25 protein-coding genes are annotated in these 23,108 nt (G+C 59.4%); 19 read left to right on the forward strand and 6 right to left on the reverse strand.

The window, feature by feature from the left end; translation table 11 throughout:
• From rpsB to trxC, 18 genes are all read left to right on the forward strand, one after another.
• Positions 1–260 (forward strand): 30S ribosomal protein S2 (gene rpsB, locus ACOYNB_RS07320; RefSeq protein ID WP_422838456.1); only part of this gene is annotated, 260 nt, incomplete at its 5' end.
• A 109-nt stretch (positions 261–369) separates the two neighbouring features.
• Complete coding sequence (gene tsf / locus ACOYNB_RS07325; protein ID WP_422838457.1) at positions 370–1,266, forward strand: translation elongation factor Ts; 897 nt, start codon at positions 370–372, stop codon at positions 1,264–1,266.
• A 195-nt stretch (positions 1,267–1,461) separates the two neighbouring features.
• Positions 1,462–2,172: a UMP kinase gene (gene pyrH / locus ACOYNB_RS07330; RefSeq protein ID WP_420816626.1), complete on the forward strand. Its 711-nt coding sequence runs from the start codon at positions 1,462–1,464 to the stop codon at positions 2,170–2,172.
• Between the two features lie 71 nt (positions 2,173–2,243).
• Positions 2,244–2,804, forward strand: coding sequence for a ribosome recycling factor (frr, locus tag ACOYNB_RS07335; protein ID WP_374258194.1), 561 nt, complete (start codon positions 2,244–2,246; stop codon positions 2,802–2,804).
• A 119-nt stretch (positions 2,805–2,923) separates the two neighbouring features.
• Positions 2,924–3,703 (forward strand): polyprenyl diphosphate synthase, encoded by a 780-nt coding sequence (gene uppS, locus ACOYNB_RS07340; RefSeq protein ID WP_422838458.1) that lies wholly within the window; start codon positions 2,924–2,926, stop codon positions 3,701–3,703.
• A 2-nt stretch (positions 3,704–3,705) separates the two neighbouring features.
• Positions 3,706–4,635 carry a phosphatidate cytidylyltransferase gene (locus tag ACOYNB_RS07345; protein ID WP_422838459.1) on the forward strand — a complete coding sequence of 310 codons (930 nt, stop codon included), beginning with the start codon at positions 3,706–3,708 and terminating at the stop codon, positions 4,633–4,635.
• On the forward strand, positions 4,628–5,833 hold the full coding sequence (ispC, locus tag ACOYNB_RS07350; protein ID WP_422838460.1) for a 1-deoxy-D-xylulose-5-phosphate reductoisomerase: 1,206 nt from the start codon (positions 4,628–4,630) through the stop codon (positions 5,831–5,833). The genes ACOYNB_RS07345 and ispC overlap by 8 nt, the downstream gene beginning before the upstream one ends.
• 40 nt (positions 5,834–5,873) lie before the next feature.
• Positions 5,874–7,262, forward strand: a complete 1,389-nt coding sequence (rseP, locus tag ACOYNB_RS07355) for an RIP metalloprotease RseP (RefSeq protein ID WP_422838461.1) — start codon at positions 5,874–5,876, stop codon at positions 7,260–7,262.
• 21 nt (positions 7,263–7,283) lie between these two features.
• Positions 7,284–9,572, forward strand: a complete 2,289-nt coding sequence (gene bamA, locus ACOYNB_RS07360) for an outer membrane protein assembly factor BamA (protein WP_422838462.1) — start codon at positions 7,284–7,286, stop codon at positions 9,570–9,572.
• Between the two features lie 2 nt (positions 9,573–9,574).
• Complete coding sequence (locus ACOYNB_RS07365; RefSeq protein WP_422838463.1) at positions 9,575–10,084, forward strand: OmpH family outer membrane protein; 510 nt, start codon at positions 9,575–9,577, stop codon at positions 10,082–10,084.
• A 38-nt stretch (positions 10,085–10,122) separates the two neighbouring features.
• Entirely contained in the window at positions 10,123–11,151 is a 1,029-nt protein-coding gene (lpxD, locus tag ACOYNB_RS07370) for a UDP-3-O-(3-hydroxymyristoyl)glucosamine N-acyltransferase (protein WP_422838547.1), read from the forward strand.
• Positions 11,148–11,588: a 3-hydroxyacyl-ACP dehydratase FabZ gene (gene fabZ, locus ACOYNB_RS07375; protein WP_374258234.1), complete on the forward strand. Its 441-nt coding sequence runs from the start codon at positions 11,148–11,150 to the stop codon at positions 11,586–11,588. The genes lpxD and fabZ overlap by 4 nt, the downstream gene beginning before the upstream one ends.
• 7 nt (positions 11,589–11,595) lie before the next feature.
• On the forward strand, positions 11,596–12,384 hold the full coding sequence (lpxA, locus tag ACOYNB_RS07380; RefSeq protein ID WP_422838464.1) for an acyl-ACP--UDP-N-acetylglucosamine O-acyltransferase: 789 nt from the start codon (positions 11,596–11,598) through the stop codon (positions 12,382–12,384).
• A 25-nt stretch (positions 12,385–12,409) separates the two neighbouring features.
• Positions 12,410–13,570 carry a lipid-A-disaccharide synthase gene (gene lpxB / locus ACOYNB_RS07385; RefSeq protein WP_422838465.1) on the forward strand — a complete coding sequence of 387 codons (1,161 nt, stop codon included), beginning with the start codon at positions 12,410–12,412 and terminating at the stop codon, positions 13,568–13,570.
• Positions 13,539–14,198: a ribonuclease HII gene (rnhB, locus tag ACOYNB_RS07390; RefSeq protein WP_422838466.1), complete on the forward strand. Its 660-nt coding sequence runs from the start codon at positions 13,539–13,541 to the stop codon at positions 14,196–14,198. Before lpxB ends, rnhB begins: the two co-directional genes overlap by 32 nt.
• A 3-nt stretch (positions 14,199–14,201) precedes the next feature.
• Positions 14,202–15,056, forward strand: coding sequence for a TrmH family RNA methyltransferase (locus ACOYNB_RS07395; protein ID WP_422838467.1), 855 nt, complete (start codon positions 14,202–14,204; stop codon positions 15,054–15,056).
• An 87-nt stretch (positions 15,057–15,143) separates the two neighbouring features.
• Positions 15,144–15,830, forward strand: coding sequence for a Bax inhibitor-1/YccA family protein (locus ACOYNB_RS07400; protein WP_422838468.1), 687 nt, complete (start codon positions 15,144–15,146; stop codon positions 15,828–15,830).
• 111 nt (positions 15,831–15,941) lie between these two features.
• On the forward strand, positions 15,942–16,379 hold the full coding sequence (trxC, locus tag ACOYNB_RS07405) for a thioredoxin TrxC (protein ID WP_422838469.1): 438 nt from the start codon (positions 15,942–15,944) through the stop codon (positions 16,377–16,379).
• 48 nt (positions 16,380–16,427) lie between these two features.
• On the opposite strand, the gene dnaB is transcribed toward trxC, so the two are convergent.
• The 6 genes from dnaB to ppsA form a co-directional block, all read right to left on the reverse strand.
• The gene (gene dnaB / locus ACOYNB_RS07410; RefSeq protein ID WP_422838470.1) at positions 16,428–17,864 is read right to left on the reverse strand and encodes a replicative DNA helicase; all 1,437 of its coding nucleotides are present in this window, start codon (positions 17,862–17,864) and stop codon (positions 16,428–16,430) included.
• Positions 17,865–17,999: 135 nt separating this feature from the next.
• A complete protein-coding gene (rplI, locus tag ACOYNB_RS07415) occupies positions 18,000–18,452 on the reverse strand; it encodes a 50S ribosomal protein L9 (protein ID WP_422838471.1) in 453 nt (150 codons plus the stop codon).
• Between the two features lie 12 nt (positions 18,453–18,464).
• A complete protein-coding gene (rpsR, locus tag ACOYNB_RS07420; RefSeq protein WP_035034561.1) occupies positions 18,465–18,758 on the reverse strand; it encodes a 30S ribosomal protein S18 in 294 nt (97 codons plus the stop codon).
• A gap of 30 nt (positions 18,759–18,788) precedes the next feature.
• Positions 18,789–19,079 (reverse strand): primosomal replication protein N, encoded by a 291-nt coding sequence (gene priB, locus ACOYNB_RS07425; protein ID WP_422838472.1) that lies wholly within the window; start codon positions 19,077–19,079, stop codon positions 18,789–18,791.
• Positions 19,080–19,131: 52 nt separating this feature from the next.
• Positions 19,132–19,497 carry a 30S ribosomal protein S6 gene (gene rpsF, locus ACOYNB_RS07430; protein ID WP_422838473.1) on the reverse strand — a complete coding sequence of 122 codons (366 nt, stop codon included), beginning with the start codon at positions 19,495–19,497 and terminating at the stop codon, positions 19,132–19,134.
• Between the two features lie 160 nt (positions 19,498–19,657).
• Entirely contained in the window at positions 19,658–22,063 is a 2,406-nt protein-coding gene (gene ppsA, locus ACOYNB_RS07435) for a phosphoenolpyruvate synthase (protein WP_422838474.1), read from the reverse strand.
• Between the two features lie 223 nt (positions 22,064–22,286).
• Between ppsA and ppsR the strand changes: the two genes are divergently transcribed.
• On the forward strand, positions 22,287–23,105 hold the full coding sequence (ppsR, locus tag ACOYNB_RS07440; RefSeq protein WP_374258221.1) for a posphoenolpyruvate synthetase regulatory kinase/phosphorylase PpsR: 819 nt from the start codon (positions 22,287–22,289) through the stop codon (positions 23,103–23,105).
• Positions 23,106–23,108 lie beyond the last annotated feature (3 nt).

The following is a 23,108-nucleotide window of genomic DNA, read 5'->3' on the forward strand; positions in this document are numbered from 1 at the left end:
TCGACGTTGGTTACCACAAGATTGCCATCGCCGAAGCCAAGAAGCTGGGCATCCCCGTGATCGGCGTGGTTGACACCAACCACTCTCCTGACGGCATCGATTACGTCATCCCTGGTAACGACGACTCCTCCAAGGCTGTCGCTCTGTACGCCAAGGCTGTGGCTGACGCCATCCTGGAAGGCAAGGCCAACGCTGTGAACGAAGTGGTTGCCGCTGCTGCTGGCGACGACGAGTTCGTGGAAGTCAACGAAGCTGCCTAAGCCTTCTTGATTTCATGAGAAGGGGCTGACGATCAGCCCCTTTTTTTCAGACAGATTATTTTTGTTGGGTGGTGATCAAGCCACCAATCAACTCAAACGGAGAAATCACATGGCTGCTATTACCGCCAGCATGGTTGCCGACCTGCGCGCCAAGACCGACGCTCCCATGATGGAGTGCAAGAAGGCTCTGACTGAAGCCGACGGCGACATGGCCAAGGCTGAAGAGATCCTGCGTGTCAAGCTGGGTAGCAAGGCTTCGAAGGCCGCTTCGCGCGTGACCGCTGAAGGCGTGGTCTCTGCTGCTGTGGACGGCAATGTCGGCGCTCTGGTTGAAATCAACTGCGAAACCGACTTCGTGTCCAAGAACGATTCGTTCCTGGCATTCGCCAAGTCTGTGGCTGAACTGATCGCCAAGAACAATCCTGCAGACGTCGCCGCCATCGGCGAACTGCCCTTGTCGCAAGACGGTTTCGGTCCTACCGTTGAAGAAGTCCGCAAGGGCTTGATCGGCAAGATCGGTGAAAACATGTCCATCCGCCGCTTCAAGCGTTACGCTGACGGCGGTAAGCTGGCTTACTACCTGCACGGCGCTCGCATCGGCGTGATGGTCGAATTCGACGGTGAAGACGTGGCCGCCAAGGACGTGGCGATGCACATTGCTGCCATGAAGCCTGTGGCGCTGTCCTCGGCTGACGTGCCTGCTGAACTGATCGAAACCGAGCGCAACGTGGCGACGGCCAAGGCTGCTGAATCCGGCAAGCCTGCTGACATCGCTGCCAAGATGATCGAAGGCGCTGTTCAGAAGTACCTGAAGGAAGTCTCCCTCCTGAACCAAGTGTTCGTGAAGGCTGCCGACGGCAAGCAAACCGTGGAAGGTTACCTGAAGGCTTCGAACACGACCGTCAAGTCGTTCACCATGTTCGTGGTGGGTGAGGGCATCGAGAAGAAGCAAGACGACTTCGCTGCTGAAGTGGCTGCTACGATGGCCGCAGCCAAGGGCCAATAACCCGACGCTAACAACAAGGGGGCTTCGGCCCCCTTGTGCTATGTCTCGTCCACTGCGGGACTCAGACTCCATAATGACAAAGCCGCAAGGGGAACCTTCGCGCGCTACGATATACAAAGCCATAGATGGCGGGTTGGATCTGTAGACGGATGTCTGCTGGCCCAGCCTACAACGAAGATACACAAGGACGTTCGCATGGCCGCCTACAAGCGCATCCTCCTGAAACTTTCCGGTGAAGCCCTGATGGGTGACGATGCTTACGGCATCAACCGCGCCACCATCGTCCGCATGGTCAAGGAAATCCAGGAGGTCACCGCCCTGGGTACGCAAGTTGCCGTGGTGATCGGCGGCGGCAATATCTTCCGTGGCGTGGCAGGTGGTTCGGTTGGCATGGACCGTGCCACGGCAGACTACATGGGTATGCTCGCCACCGTGATGAACTCGCTGGCCTTGGCGGACACCATGCGGCAAGAAGGCATGACGGCCCGCGTGATGTCGGCCATCAGCATTGATCAAGTGGTCGAGCCCTATGTTCGCCCCAAGGCGCTGCAGTACCTGGAAGAAGGCAAGGTGGTTGTGTTTGCCGCCGGTACGGGCAACCCGTTCTTCACCACAGACACGGCTGCGGCCCTGCGTGGTGCCGAAATCGGCGCGGAAGTCATGCTGAAGGCCACCAAGGTGGATGGCGTGTACACCGCTGACCCCAAGAAGGATCCTTCCGCGACCCGCTATGCGAGCATCACTTTTGATGAGGCGCTGATCAAGAATCTGCAAGTGTTGGATGCAACGGCGTTCGCACTGTGCCGCGATCAGAATCTTCCGCTGAAGGTCTTTTCCATTTTCAAACCCGGCGCCCTCAAGCGAGTCGTGCTGGGCGAGGACGAAGGCACGCTGGTTCATGTCTGATCCACGGTTTGTCCTCTGTTTTCCCGTCCCAAACGTTGGTTGACCTAAACGGTTAGCGCACGGAGCTTTTCATGAGCATTGCAGACATCAAAAAGAACGCCGAGCAGAAGATGCTCAAGTCCATCGAGGCTTTCAAGAACGAACTGGCCAAGATCCGCACCGGTCGTGCGCACCCAGGCATCTTGGATCAAGTGCATGTGGACTATTACGGTTCACCCGTGCCCATCAGCCAGGTTGCCAACGTGACCTTGCTGGATGCGCGCACCATCAGCGTCCAGCCTTGGGAAAAGGGCATGGGCCAGAAGATTGAAAAGGCTATTCGCGAGTCGGATCTGGGTCTCAATCCTTCTAGTCAGGGGGATCTGATCCGCGTGCCGATGCCACCGCTGACGGAAGAGCGTCGCAAGGAACTGACCAAGGTTGTCAAGCATGCAGGTGAGGACGCCAAGGTGGCTGTTCGTAACCTGCGTCGTGATGCCAACGAACATGCCAAGCGCCTGCTCAAGGACAAGGACATTACTGAAGACGAAGATCGTCGTTCGCAAGATGACATCCAGAAGTTGACCGACAAGACGATCGCCGAGATCGACAAGCTGGTTCAATCGAAGGAAGCAGAAGTTCTGGCCGTTTGAGGCTTGAGCTTTTGTCATAATCGCGACGCAGTCCGAGGCGGCTTAGCCGCCTCGTTCTGTTTGTAGTCAAGCGGGCTGCCACGGCGGCCCGTTGCTGTATGTTCGCTTCACGACCTCAGATGGCATCCTCTTCTCAAGCAGTGCAATCGCCACCTCGGCATGTGGCCATCGTCATGGATGGCAATGGGCGTTGGGCTCGAAAGCGCTTCATGCCCAGAGGCATGGGGCACAAGGCCGGTGTGGATGCGTTGGTCAAAGTGGTTCAGGCCACGGCCGACCGCGGCATTGGCTATCTGACAGTCTTTGCGTTCTCGTCCGAAAACTGGAAGCGACCAGAGGAAGAGGTCTCTGGCCTGATGAGTTTGCTCATCGTTGCGTTGTCGAAGTACCTGGCCAAGTTGAAAGACGATGGCGTACGGATTCGAATTGCGGGCGATCTGGATTCCGTGTCAGACAAGGTGCGTGAGGCCTTGCGTGGGGCAGAGCGAGAAACGCAGGACAACAGCCGTTTGGTTTTGACGGTGGCGTTCAATTACGGTGGTCGGTGGGACATCGTGCAAGCATGTCAGCGTGCGATGGCTGCTGGACTTCGGCCTGATCAACTTGATGAGCAGGCACTCGCCAAATTCATGACCATGAACTACGCGCCAGATCCGGATCTGTTCATCAGAACGGGCGGGGAGGTTCGACTGTCGAACTTCTTGCTTTGGCAGAGCGCGTATGCAGAGTTGTTTTTCACTGACTGCCTCTGGCCAGATTTTGACGGTGCAGAGCTGGATCGTGCCCTTGCAAGCTTTTATGCGCGCGAGCGACGTTTTGGTGATGTGGGGACGTCCGGTGAGGGCGACGGTGCGATCGGTGTGATTGAGGACGTTCAGCCGTCTTCGCAGGGGAACTGAGTATGCTCAAGCAGCGCGTGATCACCGCTTTGGTGTTGGTGGCCATTCTTCTTCCGTGTCTTGCTGCTGAGGCTGCGTGGCCTTTTGCTGCCTTGACGTTGTTGTTCATCTCTGCGGCCGGCTGGGAGTGGTCCCGCTTGAATGAGGCACCTGGTGCGCGTGCGATGTTGATGGGGGCCGCTGTGGCAGGCGGTTGCGTTTATTTGGCGCAGGTATTGGATTTGCCAGTTTGGACGCAGGCAGCGGCCGTGCTCTCGACACCCAATTTGCATCCTCACGAACATGGCGTGGGTTTGCCGCTGGCGGGCTTTTCCGTTCCGGCGTGGATCTGGCAACTCGCTGTCATGCTGTGGGTGCTGGGCGGTGCCGCCGCGCTGAAGTACGGGACGACGCATTGGAAGACGGTTCCCCAGTTGTGGCGTCGCCTTCTGGGGCTTGCACTGCTGGTGCTGGCGTGGGTGGCGCTCGTTGAGAGCAAGGCTCAAGGTTTGAATTACCTGTTGTCTGTTTTCTGCCTGGTCTGGGCAGCGGACATCGGTGCTTACTTTGGTGGTCGTGCGTTTGGTCGACGTAAGCTGGCCCCGTCCATCAGCCCGGGCAAGAGCTGGGAGGGTGTCTGGAGTGGCATGGTCGCTGTCGGCGTTTTGGCTGTGATTTGGGTGTTGGTGGATCGTCATGCATCGGTGGACTCGCCCAGCCTCTACAGTCGGCTTCTGTTTGGACTTGGCCCGATTGGCATGGCGCTGGCCTTGGTGTTTTTGTCTGCAATGAGTGTGGTCGGCGACCTTTTCGAGTCATTGATCAAGCGCCAGGCCGGAGCGAAAGACAGCAGCCAGTTGTTGCCGGGGCACGGTGGTGTTCTGGATCGCATTGATGCGTTGTTGCCGGTGCTGCCTTTGTCTTTGGCTGTGATGTCCTTGTGCCATGCCTGAGTTGATGATGAATCGTCTGCAACGCGTCTGCGTGTTGGGTGCCACGGGATCGATCGGCACCAACACGCTGGATGTCATTTCTCGCCATCCCGATCGCTTTGATGTGTGGGCCATCACTGGCGCGAATCGCGTCGAAGAGTTGTTTGCTCAGTGTGTGCGCTGGAAGCCTCGGTTTGCAGTCATGCCTGCTGAGGCTGCAGCCCATCAGTTGCGTGGACGGATTCACGCTGCGGGCTTGCCAACGCAAGTGCTCAGCGGTGAGCAGTCACTGGTCGACGTTGCCGCGCATCCGGATGTGGATGTGGTGATGGGCGCAATTGTGGGCGCTGCAGGTTTGGCGCCATGCTTGGCGGCAGCGCGGGCGGGGAAGCGATTGCTGCTGGCCAACAAGGAAGCCTTGGTGGTCGGTGGCGCCCTGTTCATGCAGGCAGTCAAGGATGGTGGGGCAACACTGCTCCCGATTGACAGTGAGCACTCTGCTATTTTTCAGTGTCTGCCCGAAGACTCAGCGACCTGGTCCCAGCGAGTCGATCACATCGTATTGACAGCTTCTGGTGGCCCGTTTCGCCAGCGGGACCCATCGACTTTTGCGGACATTTCCCCTGAGCAGGCGTGTGCCCACCCCAACTGGGTCATGGGCCGCAAAATCTCGGTGGATTCCGCCACGATGATGAACAAGGCACTCGAGGTCATTGAGGCCCGTTGGTTGTTTGGTTTGCAACCGGATCAGATCAAGGTGGTGGTGCACCCTCAAAGCATCATTCACTCCATGGTGGTGTGCCGTGACCGTTCAGTTCTGGCTCAACTCGGGACACCAGACATGCGTGTGCCGATTGCGTATGGGCTGTCTTGGCCAGAGCGAATTGTGTCCGGGGCAGACATGTTGGACTTCACCAAGCTGCAATCGTTGACCTTCCTCGAGCCCGATGCCGGCCGCTATCCCGGATTGCAACTGGCGTGGGATACGCTGCTGGGTGAGCCTGGCTCGACATGTGTCTTGAATGCCGCCAACGAGATCGCAGTGGACGCATTCTTGAACAAGCGCATTCGGTTTGATCAAATTCACCATGTGAACGTTCAGACCTTGTCGGATTGCGAGATCCCACGTGAGTCGAGTGCGTCTGTGGATGGACTGTTGACACTGGATCGTCTGGCACGAGATGTCGCCGGACGCGTTGTCCAGCGTCTGGGTGCTTGAAGTTGTTGGCGAAATTGTTGCTGGCCCAGAGGTGTATTGAATGATGACGATTCTGGCGTTTCTGGTGACGATCGGTGTACTGGTGGTGATCCACGAGTACGGCCATTACCGTGCCGCTGTCGCATGTGACGTGAAGGTGCTGCGGTTTTCTGTTGGGTTCGGCAAAGTGTTGTGGCGAACCCAGCGTGGTGAGACCGAGTTTGTGGTGTCTGCGTTGCCGTTTGGGGGCTACGTGAAGATGCTGGATGAGCGCGAAGCACCTGTTTCAAACGAATTGTTGGCGCGTGCGTTCAACCGTAAGCCGTTGGCGCAGCGGGCGTTCATCGTCGCGGCGGGGCCAATGGCCAACTTGTTGTTGGCTGTGCTGCTTTATGCCGCAGTGAACTGGACAGGTGTTCAGGAGTTACGCCCATGGATGGGTCAACCTCGTGCAGAGAGCATGGCTTCACGCGCAGGGTTGCAAGCAGGGGATGAGATTTTGTCCGTGGCGTTGGTTTCTGCTGATGTCTCTGACAGCCTGATCCAGGTGCGTTCGATGAGTGATCTGGCTTGGCAGTTCACGCAAGCGGCGTTGTCCGGTCAGGATGTGCGGATCCAGGTGGCATCGCGCACGGACGCGTCTCAGACCTTTCAACGCACCCGCGAGCTGCTGCTACCGTTGAGCCAAATTCCTGCTTCCGAGGTGGATGGCCGCTTGTTGGATCGTGTGGGGTTTGCCGGCCCGTATGCCCAGCCGGTGATCGATGACGTCGTGCCTGAGGGGCCTGCCGCCAAGGCTGGGTTGATTCACGGCGATCGAGTGCTGTCGGTGAACGGTACGGTGCCACTGGATGCTGCGCATCTGAGGCAACTGATTCGGGCCAGCGCAAAGCAAGGCCGCGCGCAAGTCCTGTCTCTGGTTGTCGAACGGCAAGGCCAGAGTTTGGAGGTCAAGCTCACCCCCGTAATGAAGGACGTCCAGGGACAGCCGGTGCCACGAATTGAGGCGGCTCTGGGCAATCCTCCCGCCATGGTGACGGTGCGTTACGGTCTGGTCGAAGGCTTTGCACGCGCTTTGCGCAAGACGTGGGACGTTTCGGCCATGAGTGTTGCCATGTTGGGCAAAATGGTCATCGGAGAAGCGTCACTCAAAAACCTGAGTGGCCCGCTGACCATTGCAGACTACGCAGGCAGATCCGCTGAAATGGGGTGGATTCACTACATTGGCTTCCTCGCGCTGGTCAGCGTGAGTCTCGGTGTTTTGAACCTTCTGCCGTTGCCCGTCTTGGATGGCGGGCACCTCATGTATTATCTTTTCGAAGGTGTCACGGGAAGGCCAGTTTCCGAACTATGGCTGGAACGTCTGCAACGTGGTGGCTTGGCCATCATGCTGGTGATGATGTCACTGGCCATCTATAACGACCTGGCGCGCATTTTGGGCGCGCACTGAGTTCTCTGCATGCAAATTTCCATGACTGCTCTGCGGTTCAAGCCGACTCTGCTGGCTGCTTTGGTGGCCACTTCCGTGTTCCAGTCCGCTTGGGCTGTTGAGCCTTTCGTCCTGAAGGACATTCGTGTTGAGGGGCTGCAGCGCGCCGATGCCGGGACCGTTTTTGCGTCTCTGCCATTCCGCGTCGGGGATACCTACACCGATGACAAGGGCGCCGCGGGCTTGCGTTCGTTGTTCGCGACCGGGCTGTTCAAGGATGTCCGCATCCAGATTGATGGCAACGTCGTGGTGGTCGTGGTGGAAGAGCGCCCTGTGATCTCTCGCGTGGAGTTCGTGGGGACCAAGGAATTTGACAAGGAAGCGCTGGTCAAAGCGCTGAAGGATGTTGGCATCGGTGAGGGGCAGCCGTTCGATCGCGCACTGGCTGATCGCGCGGAGCAGGAACTGAAGCGTCAATACCTGACCCGTAGCCTGTATGGTGTGGAAGTGGTGACCACCATCACCCCGGCCGAGCGCAATCGCGTCAACGTCACGTTTACCGTGACGGAAGGCGAGATCACCAAGATCAAGAGCATCCGCATCACGGGCAACCAGGCTTTCACTGAAAGCACGCTGCTGTCTCAGTTGGACCTGACGACAGGTGGCTGGCTGACTTGGTACACGAAGTCGGACCAATATGCTCGCTCCAAGCTCAACGCGGACTTGGAGACGCTGAAGTCTTACTACCTGAACCGCGGTTACCTCGAATTCAAGATCGAGTCCGCGCAGGTGGCCATCTCTCCCGACAAGCAAGACATCTCGATTGCCATCAACGTGTCCGAAGGGCCTCGTTATGTGGTGACGGGCGTCAAGCTGGAAGGTGATTACCTGGGTAAGGAAGGCGCGTTCCGCCAACTCGTTTCGATCAAGCCTGGTGAGTCGTATCGTGCGGATACCGTGGCTGCCACGGTCAAGGCGTTCACCGAGCGCTTTGCCGCTTTCGGTTATGCCTTCGCACGTGTGGATTTCCGTCCTGAACTGGACCGTGAAAAGGGGCAGGCTGTGGCCGTGCTGGTGGCGCAGCCTCAGCGTCGAGTCTATGTGCGTCGTGTGAACGTGGCCGGCAACTCTCGCACGCGCGACGAGGTGATCCGTCGCGAGTTCCGCCAATTCGAAGCGGCTTGGTATGACGGCCAGAAGATCAAGCTGTCTCGCGACCGAGTGGATCGTTTGGGTTACTTCAAGCAGGTCAACATTGATACCGTTGAGGTGCCAGGTACCGCAGACCAGGTGGACCTGACCATCACGGTGGAAGAAAAACCGACCGGCAACCTGATGCTGGGTGCGGGCTTCTCGAGTGCCGAGAAGTTCACCCTGACCGGTTCGATCAAGCAAGACAACGTCTTCGGAACCGGCAACTACCTTGGTGTGGAAGTCAACACCAGCAAGTACAACCGCACTGTTGTGGTCAGCACCGTGGATCCGTACTTCACGGATGCCGGTGTCTCTCGTTCTTACGACGTGTTCTATCGCACGTCCCGTCCGCTGAGCACGCAGGGCGGTGACTACAAGATCGTGACGCCAGGCGCGGCCGTTCGCTTTGGCGTGCCCTTCACCGAATACGACACCGTGTTCTTCGGCGCTGGGGTTGAGCAGACGGAGATCAAGGGGGATGTGGGCCTGCCAGTGAGCTACCGTCGTCACCGCGATATTTTTGGTGAGCAAAGCTTGTCTGTGCCGTTGACGGTGGGCTGGGCCCGTGACGCCCGTGACAGCACCATCGCACCCACGCAAGGGCGATATCAGCGTGTGAACCTGGAGGTCGGTGCTGCGGGTGACACCCGCTATGTGCGCGGTGACTATCAGGCACAGCAGTACTTGCCGCTGACGAACCGCTTCACCATCGGGTTGAATGGTGAAGTTGGGTACGGTCGCGGTTTGGCTGGCAAGCCGTACCCTGTTTTCAAGAACTTCTATGCGGGTGGCTTGGGTACGGTGCGTGGCTTTGAGCAGAGCTCGCTGGGGCCCGTCGACATCGAAGGCGCCTATGTTGGTGGCAACCGACGTGTCAATCTGAATGCCGAGTTGTATGTGCCGTTCCCGGGGGCGGGTAACGACCGTACTTTGCGCATGTTTGGATACGCAGATGCCGGTAATGTGTGGGGCGAAGATGAAAAGCTGAAGCTGAGCGACATGCGTGCGTCGGTCGGTTTTGGGATCAGCTGGGTTTCGCCTGTGGGCCCGCTGAAGCTGAGCTACGGCAAGCCCATTCGCTACAAGGACCAAGATAAAATCCAGAAACTCCAGTTCCAGATCGGTACCGCATTCTGACCATGACTTCGATTTTCAAGACCGTGCTGGTCAGCGCACTGTTGTGCGCTGCGGCAACCGTTCATTGCCAGGAACTCAAGATCGGGTTTGTGAACCTCGATCGAGTGCTGCGTGACGCTGCGCCAGCGAAGGCAGCTCAAGCGAAGCTGGAGGGGGAGTTCACGCGTCGCGAAAAGGATTTGGCCGACAGTGAAGCGCGCCTGAAAAGTGCATCTGATCGCTTTGAGAAGGATGCACCGGCTTTGGGTGAGTCTGAGCGTGCTCGCCGTCAGCGCGATCTCATGGAGCAGGATCGCGAGTTGCAGCGCCGGCGTCGTGAGTTCCAGGAAGACCTGAATCAACGCAAGAACGAAGAGTTGGCGTCGGTGCTGGACCGGGCCAATCGCGTGGTCAAGCAAATTTTTGATCAAGAGAAGTACGACTTGATCCTGCAGGAAGCCGTGTTTGCGGGGCCTCGTGTCGACATCACAGACAAGGTCATCAAAGCTTTGAACAGCGGATCGATCAAGTGACCGTGCATGACGCTTCGAATACTGCCCCCTCTGCTGCATTGACCGTCACCTTGGGTGAGTTGGTGGCCGCGCTGGGGGGAGAACTCCATGGCGATGCCGCCACCTTGATCTCGCGCGTGGAGCCATTGGAAACCGCGACGTCAGGTGGCATCGCGTTTCTGTCCAATCCGAAGTACCGTAGCCAACTGGTCAGTAGTCAAGCCAGTTGTGTGATCGTGAGCGAAGCCGTCAAGGACGAAGCCTTGGCTCGCGGGGCGGCGATCGTGACGGGCGATCCCTATCTGTACTTTGCCCGCCTTACGCAGTGGTGGGCTGCGCGGGTGCGCCCCCGTCCTGCTGCGGGCATCCATCCGTCTGCGGTGGTGGACCCAGCGGCGGTGATCGGGCAGGGGGTTGTGATTGGCCCGTTGGTGGTGGTCGAAGCGGGAGCCATCGTCGAAGACGATGTCATCATTGGTTCGCATTGCAGCATTGGCGCGCGTGCGCGCATTGGTGCTGGCACGAAGTTGGCACCGCACGTGACCATCGGTTTTGACTGCACGGTTGGTGCCCGCTGCATTTTCCACAGTGGTGTGGTGATTGGGGCCGATGGTTTCGGCTTCGCACCCAACAAGGGGCGCTGGGAAAAGATTGAACAATTGGGTGCTGTGCGCATTAGCAATGACGTGGAACTGGGTGCCAACACCTGCGTGGACCGTGGTGCGTTGGGCGACACAGTGATCGAGCAGGGCGTCAAGCTCGACAACCTCGTCCAGATCGCCCACAACGTGCACATTGGTGAGCATTCCGCCATGGCTGGCTGCGTGGGTGTCGCAGGCAGCGCGAACATCGGCAAGCACTGCACAGTGGGGGGGGCAGGCATGATCCTGGGGCACCTGACCCTGGCGGACAATGTGCATGTGTCGTCTGGCACCCTGATTTCGCGCTCTGTGCTCAAGCCTGGCTTGTACAGCGGCGCATTCCCGTTTGACGAGAACGCATCGTGGGAGAAGAACGCGGCAACGCTGCGTCAACTGCACGCCTTGCGCGATCGGATCCGTACTCTAGAGAAGCAAGTGAAAAGCTGATGGACATCCACAAGATTCTTCAAAAGCTCCCGCACCGTTACCCCTTCCTGTTGGTGGACCGTGTGCTGGAAGTCGAAAAGAACGTTCGCATCCGTGCGCTGAAAAACGTGACGATCAACGAACCGTTCTTCCAGGGGCATTTCCCGAACCGTCCGGTGATGCCGGGTGTGCTGATGCTGGAGGCTTTGGCACAAACTGCAGCGCTGTTGGCCTTTGAAACTCAAGGGCAGGGCGTGGACGACAACTCGGTGTACTACTTCGTGGGCATTGATGGCGCTCGTTTCAAGCGTCCCGTTGAGCCTGGCGACCAGTTGTTCCTGGATGTGCAGATGGACCGCAACAAGGGCGGGATCTACAAGTTCAATGCCCAGGCATTCGTGGGTGAAGAGCTGGCCGTGTCGGCTCAGCTGATGTGCACCGTTCGCAAGGTGTCCTGAGGCTCAGATGGCGAACATCCATCCGACAGCAATTGTTGATCCTCAGGCCCAGCTGGCTGATTCCGTCACTGTGGGTGCGTTCACGACCATCGGTCCGAACGTGCGCATTGGTGAGGGCACGACCATTGGCGCCCACTGTGTGATCGAAGGTCACACCACGATTGGTTGTGACAACCACATCTATCAGTTCGCGTCCTTGGGGGCTGACCCGCAAGACAAGAAGTACAAGGGTGAGCCCACGCAACTGATCATCGGCGACCGCAACACCATCCGCGAGTTCACGACGTTCAACACCGGCACGGTGCAGGATAAGAGCCTAACCCAGGTGGGCAACGACAACTGGATCATGGCTTACGTGCACGTGGCGCACGATTGCATCATTGGCGATCACAACGTGATTGCCAACTCTGTGCAGTTCGCAGGCCATGTCACGGTGGGCAACTTTACCCTGATCGGTGGCATCAGCGGCATCCATCAGTTTGTGCGGATTGGTGACTTTGCGATGCTGGGCTTCCAGACGCGCCTGTCGCAGGATTTGCCTCCGTTCGTGATGGCGGCCGGTAATCCTGCCGAAGCGCAAAACGTGCACCAGGAAGGGCCCCGTCGCCGAGGTTTTTCGCCTGAGCGTCTGAGCGTGCTCAAGCAGATGTACAAACTGCTGTATCGCAAGGGCTTGACCTTGGAGGCCTCCAAGACCGAGATTGCCGCGCTGCGCGGGCAGAACCCGGGCGCAGAGGTCGACATCGACAACATGTTGACCTTCCTGGCTGATGCCAATCGCGGCATTGTTCGTTGAGCGCATGATTGATTCCGAGACGAGCATGAGCGCCCTCGGGGGCTCGGCTCCCCGTGTGGCCATGGTGGCCGGTGAGACGTCTGGCGACTTGCTGGCCGGTTTGCTGTTGGGGGGACTGTGCCAGCGTTGGCCAGGCTTGTCTTCGGCAGGGATCGGCGGGCCGCGCATGGCTGTGCATGGCTTTGAGGCCTGGTGGCCCTATGAAAAGCTGTCCGTGCATGGCTTCAACATGGAAGTGCTGCGCCGGTTTCGCGAAATCTGGATGATCCGCAAGCACCTGGGCGACCGGCTGTTGCAGGACCGCCCTGACGTGTTTGTGGGGGTCGACGCCCCGGACTTCAACCTGGGCCTGGAAGCCCGCCTGAAGTCCGCTGGCATCAAGACTGTGCATTTCGTCAGCCCATCCATCTGGGCCTGGCGGGGTGGCCGCATCAACAAGATCCACCAGTCGGTGGACCACATGTTGTGCCTGTTTCCGTTTGAGCCGGAGCTGTATCACGCTAAAGGCATTGATGCGACGTTTGTGGGGCACCCATTGGCGGACACCATTCCGCTGGAGGTGCCGCGTGCGCAGGCGCGTCATAAGCTTGGCTTTGACGATGCGGTGCCGCTGGTGGCGGTGCTGCCGGGCAGTCGTCGCGGCGAAATCCAGCACATCACGCCCACGTTCTTGCAGACTGTGGCTTTGCTGGCCAAACAGCGCACCGATCTGCGGTTTGTGCTGCCGGTTGTACCCGGCTTGCGCGAGCTGATTGAGCCCATGGTGCGGGAGCACGCGCCGGATGCTCCGCTGACATTGCTGGATGGGCAATCGCACGAGGCTTTGGCCGCCTGCGACGTCACACTGATTGCCAGTGGGACTGCCACCCTGGAGGCTGCGTTGTTCAAGCGTCCCATGGTGATTGCCTACCGCATCAGCACGCTGAGTTGGCACATCATGAAGCACATGGCGTATTTGCCTTGGGTGGGTCTACCCAACATCCTGTTGCGGGATTTTGCAGTGCCCGAAAGGTTGCAGGACGATGCCAATCCCGCCCAACTGGCCGCTGATGTGCTGGCCTGGCTGGATGACCCCGCTCGGGCGCATTCGGTGCAGGAGCGTTTTATGGAACTTCATCATCTGTTGAAGCGCGACACTGCACGCGCCGCGAGCCATGCCATCGCACAAGTCCTTGAAGCGCGTTAAGGTGAGCGACACCCGCCCGCCAGAGCAATTGGACTTGCTGTGGCCTGGTGACGATGTCGGCTTGTTGGCCGGCGTGGACGAGGCCGGACGTGGCCCGCTGGCGGGGCCTGTCGTGGCTGCTGCGGTCATCCTGGATGATCTGAATCCCATCCAGGGGCTCAATGACTCGAAAAAGCTGACCGCCCGCAAGCGTGACCTCTTGTTTGACGAGATTCGCGCCAAAGCGCTGTGCTTCAGCATTGCCGAGGCCACGGTCGAAGAGATCGACGAACTCAACATCCTGCATGCCACCATGCTGGCCATGCGGCGAGCGGTGGAGGGCTTGCGCCTTCGGCCCGCCCGCGTGCAAGTGGATGGCAACCGGACACCTCAGTTGAGCATTCCGGTGCAGGCTGTGGTGGGCGGGGATGCCAAGGTGCAGGCCATTTCTGCCGCATCGATTCTTGCCAAGGTGCATCGTGACCGCTTGTGCGAGGTCATGCACGACACGTATCCTGCCTACGGTTTTGACGTGCACAAAGGCTATCCGACGGCCGTGCATCTGGCTGCCTTGCGCGAACATGGCGCCACGCCTGCGCACCGTCGCAGTTTTGGTCCGGTCAAGGCCGTTCTTGAATCACAGAATTGAATCATGAGTGAAACCATTGAGCAGCGTCCGTCCCGTGTGCGGGTCACGCAGCTGGTCACGTCGCGCGACAACCCGCTGGTCCAGCGCTTGCGTCGCCTGGGGCAAGACCCGGTTGCCTACCGCAAGCAAGGCGAGGTCTGGCTGGAGGGCGACCATCTCTGCGAGGCGTGCCTGTCGCGCGGTGTTCAGGTTGGGCAGGCCGTGATCACGGATACGGCGTGGTTGGGTGAGCATGGTCAGGCGTCTGGCGACGATGTGATGGCGCGCCGGCTGAGTGGTTTGGCTCGACAAGCCGACAAGGTCGTCGTGGTGCCCGAGTCGCTCTGGAAGACGTTCACGGGGCTGGAGTCGCCAGCGAAGCTGGGTTTCCTGCTGGCCTGTCCAGCGGCAGAGCAGGAGTCGTCGCGGTTGCTGTCTGGCGTGCGCACCGTGGTTCTGGATCGGGTGCAAGACGCTGGTAATGTGGGCAGCATCTTGCGCAGTGCCTCTGCCATGGGTGTGGCGCAGGTGGTGGCCCTCAAGGGGACGGCTGGGCTGTGGTCACCGAAGGTTTTGCGTGCAGGGATGGGCGCACATTTCGCCTTACACTTGGTCGAGCAGGTGGCGGCCACGGATCTGGATGTGCTGGCGGTGCCCTTGGTTGCAACCAGTTCGCACACCGACCAAATGTTGCATTCAGCCGCTTTGCCTGACCCATGCGCCTGGGTGATGGGGCACGAAGGGCAGGGTGTCGGTGAGGTGATCATGGCCCGTTGTGCCATGGCCGTGGGCATTCCTCAGCCGGGGGGAGAAGAGTCCCTGAACGTGGCAGCCGCGGCGGCTGTGTGTCTGTATGAATCGATGCGTCGTCGCCTGTGAGGCGCGCGTGGCAGTGGAACCTGACTATGATGGCGGGATCAAACCAGCCATCACACTGATTGGAGCGTGAAGATCATGGATCGTTCGATGAAACCTTTGGATGTTGTTTACGGCACGGTGCTGGACAGCAGCGCCCGTCAGCGCGTGTTGCGCAACACCTATGCGCTGTTGGCGCTCTCCATGGTGCCCACGGTGCTGGGCGCGTGGCTGGGTGTTTCGATGGGCTTCAGCTTCTTTGCCGGGAGTCCCATGCTCGGCTTTGCGCTGTTCATGGGTATTTCGTTTGCCTTCTTCTTCGGCATTGAAAAGTTCAAGAATTCGGGCGTCGGCGTGTTGCTGTTGCTGGGCTTCACGTTCTTCATGGGCTTGATGCTGTCCCGCATGTTGGGGGCTGTGCTGGGTCTGTCCAACGGTGCTTCGCTGATTGCCACAGCCTTCGGTGGAACAGCGGTGGTATTCGGCGCCATGGCGACGCTGGCATCCACCATCAAGCGCGACCTGTCCAGCATGGGCAAGTGGCTGTTTGTGGGCGCGCTGGTGATTGTGCTGGCCGCAGTGGCCAACATCTGGCTGCACATGACGGCACTGGCCTTGACCATCTCTGCCTTGGCCGTGGTGATCTTTTCGGCCTTCATCCTGTACGACCTCAAGCGTGTGATCGATGGTGGTGAGACCAATTACGTGGTGGCGACCTTGGCCATCTATCTGGATGTGTACAACGTGTTCACCTCCTTGCTGCAACTGCTGACGGCTTTTGGTGGTAGCGACGACTGACACCTGCTGATCCCTCTGTCTCAGCCTGCAAGCCCGCCAAGACGCTCGTCTGGCGGGCTTGTTTTTTGGTGTGTTGATACCATGTGGGGTATTAGTCTCCAAGGAGTTGTGATGTCGAATGCACTCGAACTGGTGTGCCCGCACTGTGCAGGCTTGAATCGCGTACCCTCAGACCGGCTGGCGGAAGGCCCCCAATGTGGTCATTGCCATCAGACGCTGTTGCCTGCCGCCCCGGTCAACTTGACTGACGCCACCTTTGATCGGTTTGTCGGTCGCAACCAGTTGCCGGTTTTGGTGGACTTCTGGGCGCCATGGTGCGGCCCTTGTCGGAGCTTTGCGCCTGTGTTTGCGCAAGGGGCCGCCGAATACGCTGCCCGGGTGCGTTTTGCCAAGCTGGACACGGAAGTCAACCCGGGTGCGGCCACCCGGCATCAGATCCGCAGCATTCCTACCTTGGCCCTGTTCAAAGGTGGAAAGGAAGTGGATCGCATCTCGGGTGCCTTGCCAGGAACGCAGTTGCGTGCCTGGCTGGCGCGTCACGGCCTGTAAAAGTGAAGGGGCCCAACTTGGCCCCTCGTGGTGCGTGGGTGGCTGGTTTCAGTACTGATCGCCTTCGCCGATGTAGGTGCCAGGCGCCAGGTTTTCGAAACGTGTGTTCGATTTCAGGAAGGCCAGGTGCAGGCTACCCACGGGGCCGTTACGCTGCTTGCCGATGATGATTTCGGCGGTGCCCGGAACCTTCGATTCCTTGTTGTAGTACTCGTCGCGGTAGATGAACATGATGACGTCGGCATCCTGCTCAATGGCGCCGGATTCCCGCAAGTCAGACATCATGGGGCGCTTGTCCGGGCGTGTTTCCACCGACCGGTTCAACTGCGACAAGGCGATGACGGGACATTGCAGTTCCTTGGCCAACGCCTTCAAGCCCCGGGAAATTTCACCGATCACGGTGGCACGGTTTTCTTCGTTGCCACCCGAGCCGCTCATCAACTGCAGGTAGTCGATGATGATCAGGCCCAAGGTGCCGCCGAACTGGCGTGCCAGTCGGCGCGCGCGCGCCCGCAGTTCGTTGGGGGACAAGCCGGGCGTTTCGTCGATGAAGACGTTGGCGGTGCGCAGCTTCTCGACGGTTTCGCTCAGACGGCTCCACTCGTCATCGGTCAAGCGACCAGTACGCAGGTTTTGCTGGTTGATGCGGCCGATCGAGCCGACCATCCGCAATGCGAGTTGGGAGGCGCCCATTTCCATCGAAAACACAGCGACCGGCAAGCCCTCGTTGACTGCCACGTTTTCGCCAATGTTCAGTGCAAACGCTGTCTTCCCCATGGAAGGGCGGGCAGCCAGAATGATGAGGTCGCCTTTTTGCAGGCCAGCCGTCATCTTGTCCATGTCGATGAAGCCGGTGCGCACGCCGGTGACGTCTTCGGCACCGTTGTCAGCCAGTTCGGTGACGCGATCCAGCAGGTCCACCACCAGACCATCCATCGAGAAGAAGCCTTGCTTGTTGCGGCTACCTTCTTCCCCGATCTTCATGATGCGGGCTTCGGCTTCGTCGAGGATGTCGGACACCGACTTGCCGTTGGGGTTGAAGGCGTTGGTCGCGATTTCGTCGCTGGCGGTCACCAGCTTGCGCAGCACGGCACGCTCACGCACGATTTCAGCGTAGCGGCGCATGTTGGCCGCGCTGGGCACGGACTGGGCGAGCGCATTGAGATAGGCCAGTCCGCCCACTTCGGCGCCCTTGCCCTGCATTTGCAGGTGCTCGTACACCGTGATGACGTCAGCGGGTTTGGATTGGCTGATCAGGCCTTGAATGGCCAGGAAGATGAGTTGGTGCTCGTGGCGATAGAAGTCGCCATCGTTGAGCAAGTCTGCCGCACGGTCCCATGCGCTGTTATCCAACAGCAAGCCCCCGAGAACGCTTTGCTCGGCCTCGATGGAGTGGGGCGGGACACGGAGTTTGGCAATCTCGTCAGACGAGATGGCATCGGTGTTGCCAGAGGAAGAGAACGGGGTTGGGAAGGTTGCAGCCATGGCTCAATGATAGGTGCAGAGAAAGTCCATTCGTGCCAGAAACGACAAAGCCGACACGAGGTGCCGGCTTTGCTTGTGAGCCAGCTGCGAGAGCTGGCTCAAGGGCGATGGTGGGATCGCGCCTGTGGGGAAACCTTAGGCGGTTTCGCCAACGACGGCAACGGTCACGTCCACGACCACGTCGGTGTGCAGGGACACGGACACAGCGTGTTCGCCAGTGGTCTTCAGAGGGCCGTTAGGCAGACGAACTTGATGCTTGGCCACTTCAAAGCCGGCAGCCTTCAGGGCTTCAGCGATGTCGTAGTTGGTCACGGAACCGAACAGACGGCCGTCAACGCCAGCCTTCTGAGTCACGGAAACGGTCTTGCCGTTCAGCTTGTCGCCGGTGGCTTGAGCAGCGGCCAGCTTCTCAGCTTGAGCCTTTTCCAGTTCAGCGCGGCGAGCTTCGAACTCGGCCACAGCCTTTTCGGTGGCGCGACGAGCGCGGCCGGTCGGGATCAGGAAGTTACGGGCGTAGCCGTCCTTCACCTTGACCACATCACCCAGGTTGCCCAGGTTGGCGACTTTTTCGAGGAGGATGATTTGCATGTCGGTTACTCCTTAGACGCGATGTTGGTCGCTGTAAGGCAGCAGGGCCAGGAAGCGAGCGCGCTTGATGGCGGTGGTCAGCTGACGTTGGTAGATCGCGCGGGTGCCGGTCAGGCGTGCGGGGATGATCTTGCCGTTTTCAGCGATGAAGTCGCGCAGGGTATCAACGTCCTTGTAGTCGATTTGTTCGACGTTGGCGACGGTGAAGCGGCAGAAGCGCTTGCGGCGGAACAGCAGGGATTGCGTGTTGCGCTTGCCCTTGCGGTCTTTGGAGAACTTGCCGTTCTTGGAGCGTGGAGCAGCCATGATGACCTCTCAGTATCCGATTGGATGTGTTTAAACGATGTCGTTGAGTTCGGTGATGTGCAGCAGCAGACCTCGACCGGTGCGAGTGGCCCCCAGAAAACCGACCAACCCGAAGGTGGTGCCGGTGTCTTGCCGATTCAGTTGCTCGGCCACAGGGCCCAGTGCAACTGCCTTGATATCCAGCTTGACCTTGCGGGCTTGCTGGGCTTCCGTGACCGTTGACTCGTGCTCAAGCACCAAGTCGAGGGCCGGAACGCCGGCAGGGGTGTAACGCATCGATTTGCGTTCGATGATCCGGGCTGAAAGCTGGACGCGATTCATCGCGGTTCACGAACGACGGGAGGCAGCGCCTGAGAATGCCTTGCGGCATCAATCAGGCAGCAGCTTGCTCCTGCTGGGCCTTACGGGCCTCTTCACGCTCAACTTGCTTCATCATCACGGAAGGAGTGGTCTCAGCCTTGTCCTTCTGCACGGTCAGGTGACGCAGCACGGCGTCGTTGAACTTGAAGCCGGTTTCGAGCTCAGCCAGGACTTCCTTGCTGGTTTCGATGTTCAGGCACAGGTAGTGAGCCTTGGCCAGCTTGTTGATCTGGTAAGCCAGTTGACGGCGGCCCCAGTCTTCAACGCGGTGCACCTGGCCACCGTTGGAGGTGATCAGGGTCTTGTAACGCTCCAGCATGGCTGGAACTTGTTCGCTTTGATCCGGGTGGATCAGCACGACGATTTCGTAGTGACGCATGGAAACTCCTTGTGGATTCCAGTTGATGGAAGCCGTCGCGAAGCGTCAAACCCGCAGACGGCAAGGGCTGCCCAAGAAGGGCAACATTCGGAAAACCCGTGATTGTAGCAGTGAAAACGCCGCCCGTGGGCGGCGCTCAGCCTCTTTTTACGAGGAAGGATTACCGAGCGGCCAGACGCTGCCAGGTGTCCACCACGGTATCGGGGTTCAGAGAGATCGACGCGATGCCTTCGTCAGCCAGCCATTCGGCGAAGTCCGGGTGATCGGACGGGCCTTGACCGCAAATGCCGACGTACTTGCCTTGTGCGCGGCACGCGGCAATGGCGCGCGAGATCATGGCCTTCACGGCCGGATCGCGTTCATCGAAGTCGGCAGCCAGCAACTCCAGGCCGGAGTCGCGGTCCAGACCCAGGGTCAACTGTGTCAGGTCGTTGGAGCCGATGGACATGCCGTCGAAGAACTCCAGGAACTGGTCGGCCAGGATGGCGTTGGAGGGCACTTCGCACATCATGATGACGCGCAGGCCGTCGGTACCGCCCTTGGCTGCACGCACCAGACCGTGGTCTGCCAGCATGTTGGTGACGCGCTCGGCTTGCTTCAGGGTGCGCACGAAGGGCACCATGATTTCGACGTTGGTCAGGCCCATGTCATTGCGAACGCGCTTGAGCGCTTCACATTCCATGGCGAAAGCCTCGCCAAATTCTTGGGAGATGTAGCGCGACGCACCACGGAAGCCCAACATCGGGTTTTCTTCTTCGGGCTCGTAGCGCGAACCGCCGATCAGCTTCTTGTACTCGTTGGACTTGAAGTCGGACAGGCGCACGATCACGGGCTTGGGCCAGAACGCGGCGCCAATCGTGGCAATGCCTTCAGCCAGCTTGTCGACGTAGAAAGCGCGGGGTGATGCGTGACCGCGTGCCACCGACTCGACGGCCTTTTTCAGGTCGTTGTCGATGTTCGGGTAGTCAAGAATCGCCTTGGGGTGGACGCCGATGTTGTTGTTGATGATGAACTCGAGGCGAGCCAGACCCACGCCGCTGTTGGGCATTTGGGCAAAGTCGAACGCCAGTTGGGGGTTGCCGACGTTCATCATGATCTTCAGCCCGATTTCGGGCATGGCACCACGGGTCACTTCGGTGACTTCGGTTTCGAGCAGACCTTCGTAGATGTAGCCGGTGTCGCCTTCGGAGCAGGCCACGGTCACCAGCGTGCCGTCGGTCAGGCGCTCGGTGGCGTTGCCGCAGCCGACCACGGCCGGGATACCCAGTTCACGCGCAATGATGGCAGCGTGACAGGTACGACCGCCGCGGTTGGTGACGATGGCGCTGGCGCGCTTCATCACTGGCTCCCAGTTGGGATCGGTCATGTCGGTGACCAGGATGTCGCCGGGTTGAACGGAGTCCATCTCGGTGATCGAGTGCACGATGCGCACGGGGCCGGTGCCGATCTTCTGACCGATGGCGCGGCCTTCAGCCAGCACGGTGCCCGTGCCCTTGAGTTTGTAGCGCTGCTCGGCCTTGCCTTGCTGCTGGCTCTTCACCGTCTCAGGACGGGCTTGCAGGATGTAGAGCTTGCCGTCGGTGCCGTCTTTGCCCCACTCGATGTCCATCGGGCGGCCGTAGTGCTCCTCGATGATCACGGCGTAACGTGCCAGTTCGGTCACGTCTTCATTGGTCAGGCTGTAGCGGTTGCGGGCCTCGACAGTGGTGTCGACGGTGCGCACCAGCTTGCCGGTGGCGGCCTTCTCTTCAGCAGAGGCGAACTCCATCTTGATGAGCTTGGAGCCCAGGTTGCGACGGATGACGGCTTTCTTGTCAGCCTTCAGTGCGGGCTTGTGGACGTAGAACTCGTCGGGGTTGACGGCGCCTTGGACCACGGTTTCACCCAAGCCATAGCTGGAGGTGATGAAGACGACGTCGGAGAAGCCTGACTCGGTGTCGATGGTGAACATCACACCGGCAGCGCCCAGGTCGGAGCGGACCATGCGTTGCACGCCAGCCGACAGGGCCACCACGTCGTGGGCAAAGCCCTTGTGCACGCGGTAGGAAATGGCGCGATCGTTGTACAGCGATGCGAAGACTTCCTTCATTTTGTGCAGGATGTCTTCGATGCCGACGACGTTCAGGAAGGTTTCTTGTTGACCTGCGAACGACGCGTCGGGCAAGTCTTCAGCCGTGGCCGACGAGCGAACGGCGAACGAGGCGTTGGGGTTGTCGCCGGCCAGTTGGGCGTAAGCCGTGCGGATGGCTTGCTCGAGGTCGGCGGGGAAGGGCTGGGCTTCGACCCAGCCGCGGATTTCGGCACCGGCGGCGGCCAGGGCGCGCACGTCTTCGGTGTCCAGCGTGGCCAGACGCTGGCTGATGCGTTCGGTCAGGTCGTCGTGCTTCAGAAATTCGCGGAAAGCGTGGGCCGTGGTGGCAAAGCCCGTTGGTACGCGGACGCCGTTGGGCAGTTGGGAGATCATTTCGCCCAGCGAGGCGTTCTTGCCACCGACGACTTCAACGTCGGACATGCGAAGTTGCTCGAATGGGACGACCAGGGCGGTCGGCTCAAAGCGATCAGTCATACAAAAGCTCCAGGATGATAAAAAAATGGGGTGAGCTCGGCTCAGCCGATCGCGGTGGCCTGTTGGATTTGTTTGGGGCCTTTGCTGTGGCGAGGATCGAACTCGATTGAATGCATTGTAGGGTCAGGCCTATGATCTTGATTCCCGTCATTCAATTTCCCGGACTCACACGCGGGTGACCTCGTGTCATATCACCGTCATCCGCGCAGCCAGTTCGCTCGACATGTCAGACCGTACCGTCTTCTTCATCTCTGATGGCACCGGCATCACCGCCGAAACCATGGGTAACTCCATCCTGGCGCAGTTCGCCATCAAACCGCGGCATGTCCGACGTCCGTTTATCGATACGGTCGACAAGGCACACCAAGTCGTGCGGGAAATCAACTCGACCGGTGTGCGCGAGGGCAAGCGGCCGGTGGTGTTCATCACCATGGCCAACGACGATGTGCTGGAAATCTTGAAAACATGCCAAGGGCGAGTTTTTGATGTGATCCAGACCTTCGTGGCGCCGCTGGAAGAAGAGTTCAACATGAAGTCGAACCACCGGGTGGGGCGCTTCAGTGATCCCAGCGTGGACCGGGAGTACAACGATCGCATCGAAGCGATCAATTTCGCGTTGGAACACGACGACGGTCAATCTTCCCGCAATCTGGAATTGGCGGACGTGGTGCTGGTGGGCGTGAGTCGTTGCGGCAAGACGCCCACGTCGCTGTATCTGGCCATGCAACACGGGATCAAGGCCGCCAACGTGCCCCTGATTCCGGAAGACTTTGACCGAGGCTTCTTGCCGACCATGCTCAAGCCTTACAAGAAGAAGTGCTTCGGGCTGACCATTGACCCTGAGCGCTTGAGTCAGATTCGCAATGAGCGCCGTCCGGGTAGCCGCTATGCCAGCCTGCAGAATTGCCGCCTGGAGGTGAATCAGGCCGAGTCGATGATGCGCCGTGAGGGCATTGCTTGGTTGTCGTCCACGCACAAGTCGATTGAAGAAATCGCCACCACCATCTTGCGCGACATCCGTCCGGATCGGTTGATTTACTAATGG

It is taken from the genome of Aquabacterium sp. (assembly GCF_049317225.1).
In the GTDB taxonomy this organism is placed as follows: Bacteria; Pseudomonadota; Gammaproteobacteria; order Burkholderiales; family Burkholderiaceae_C; genus Aquabacterium.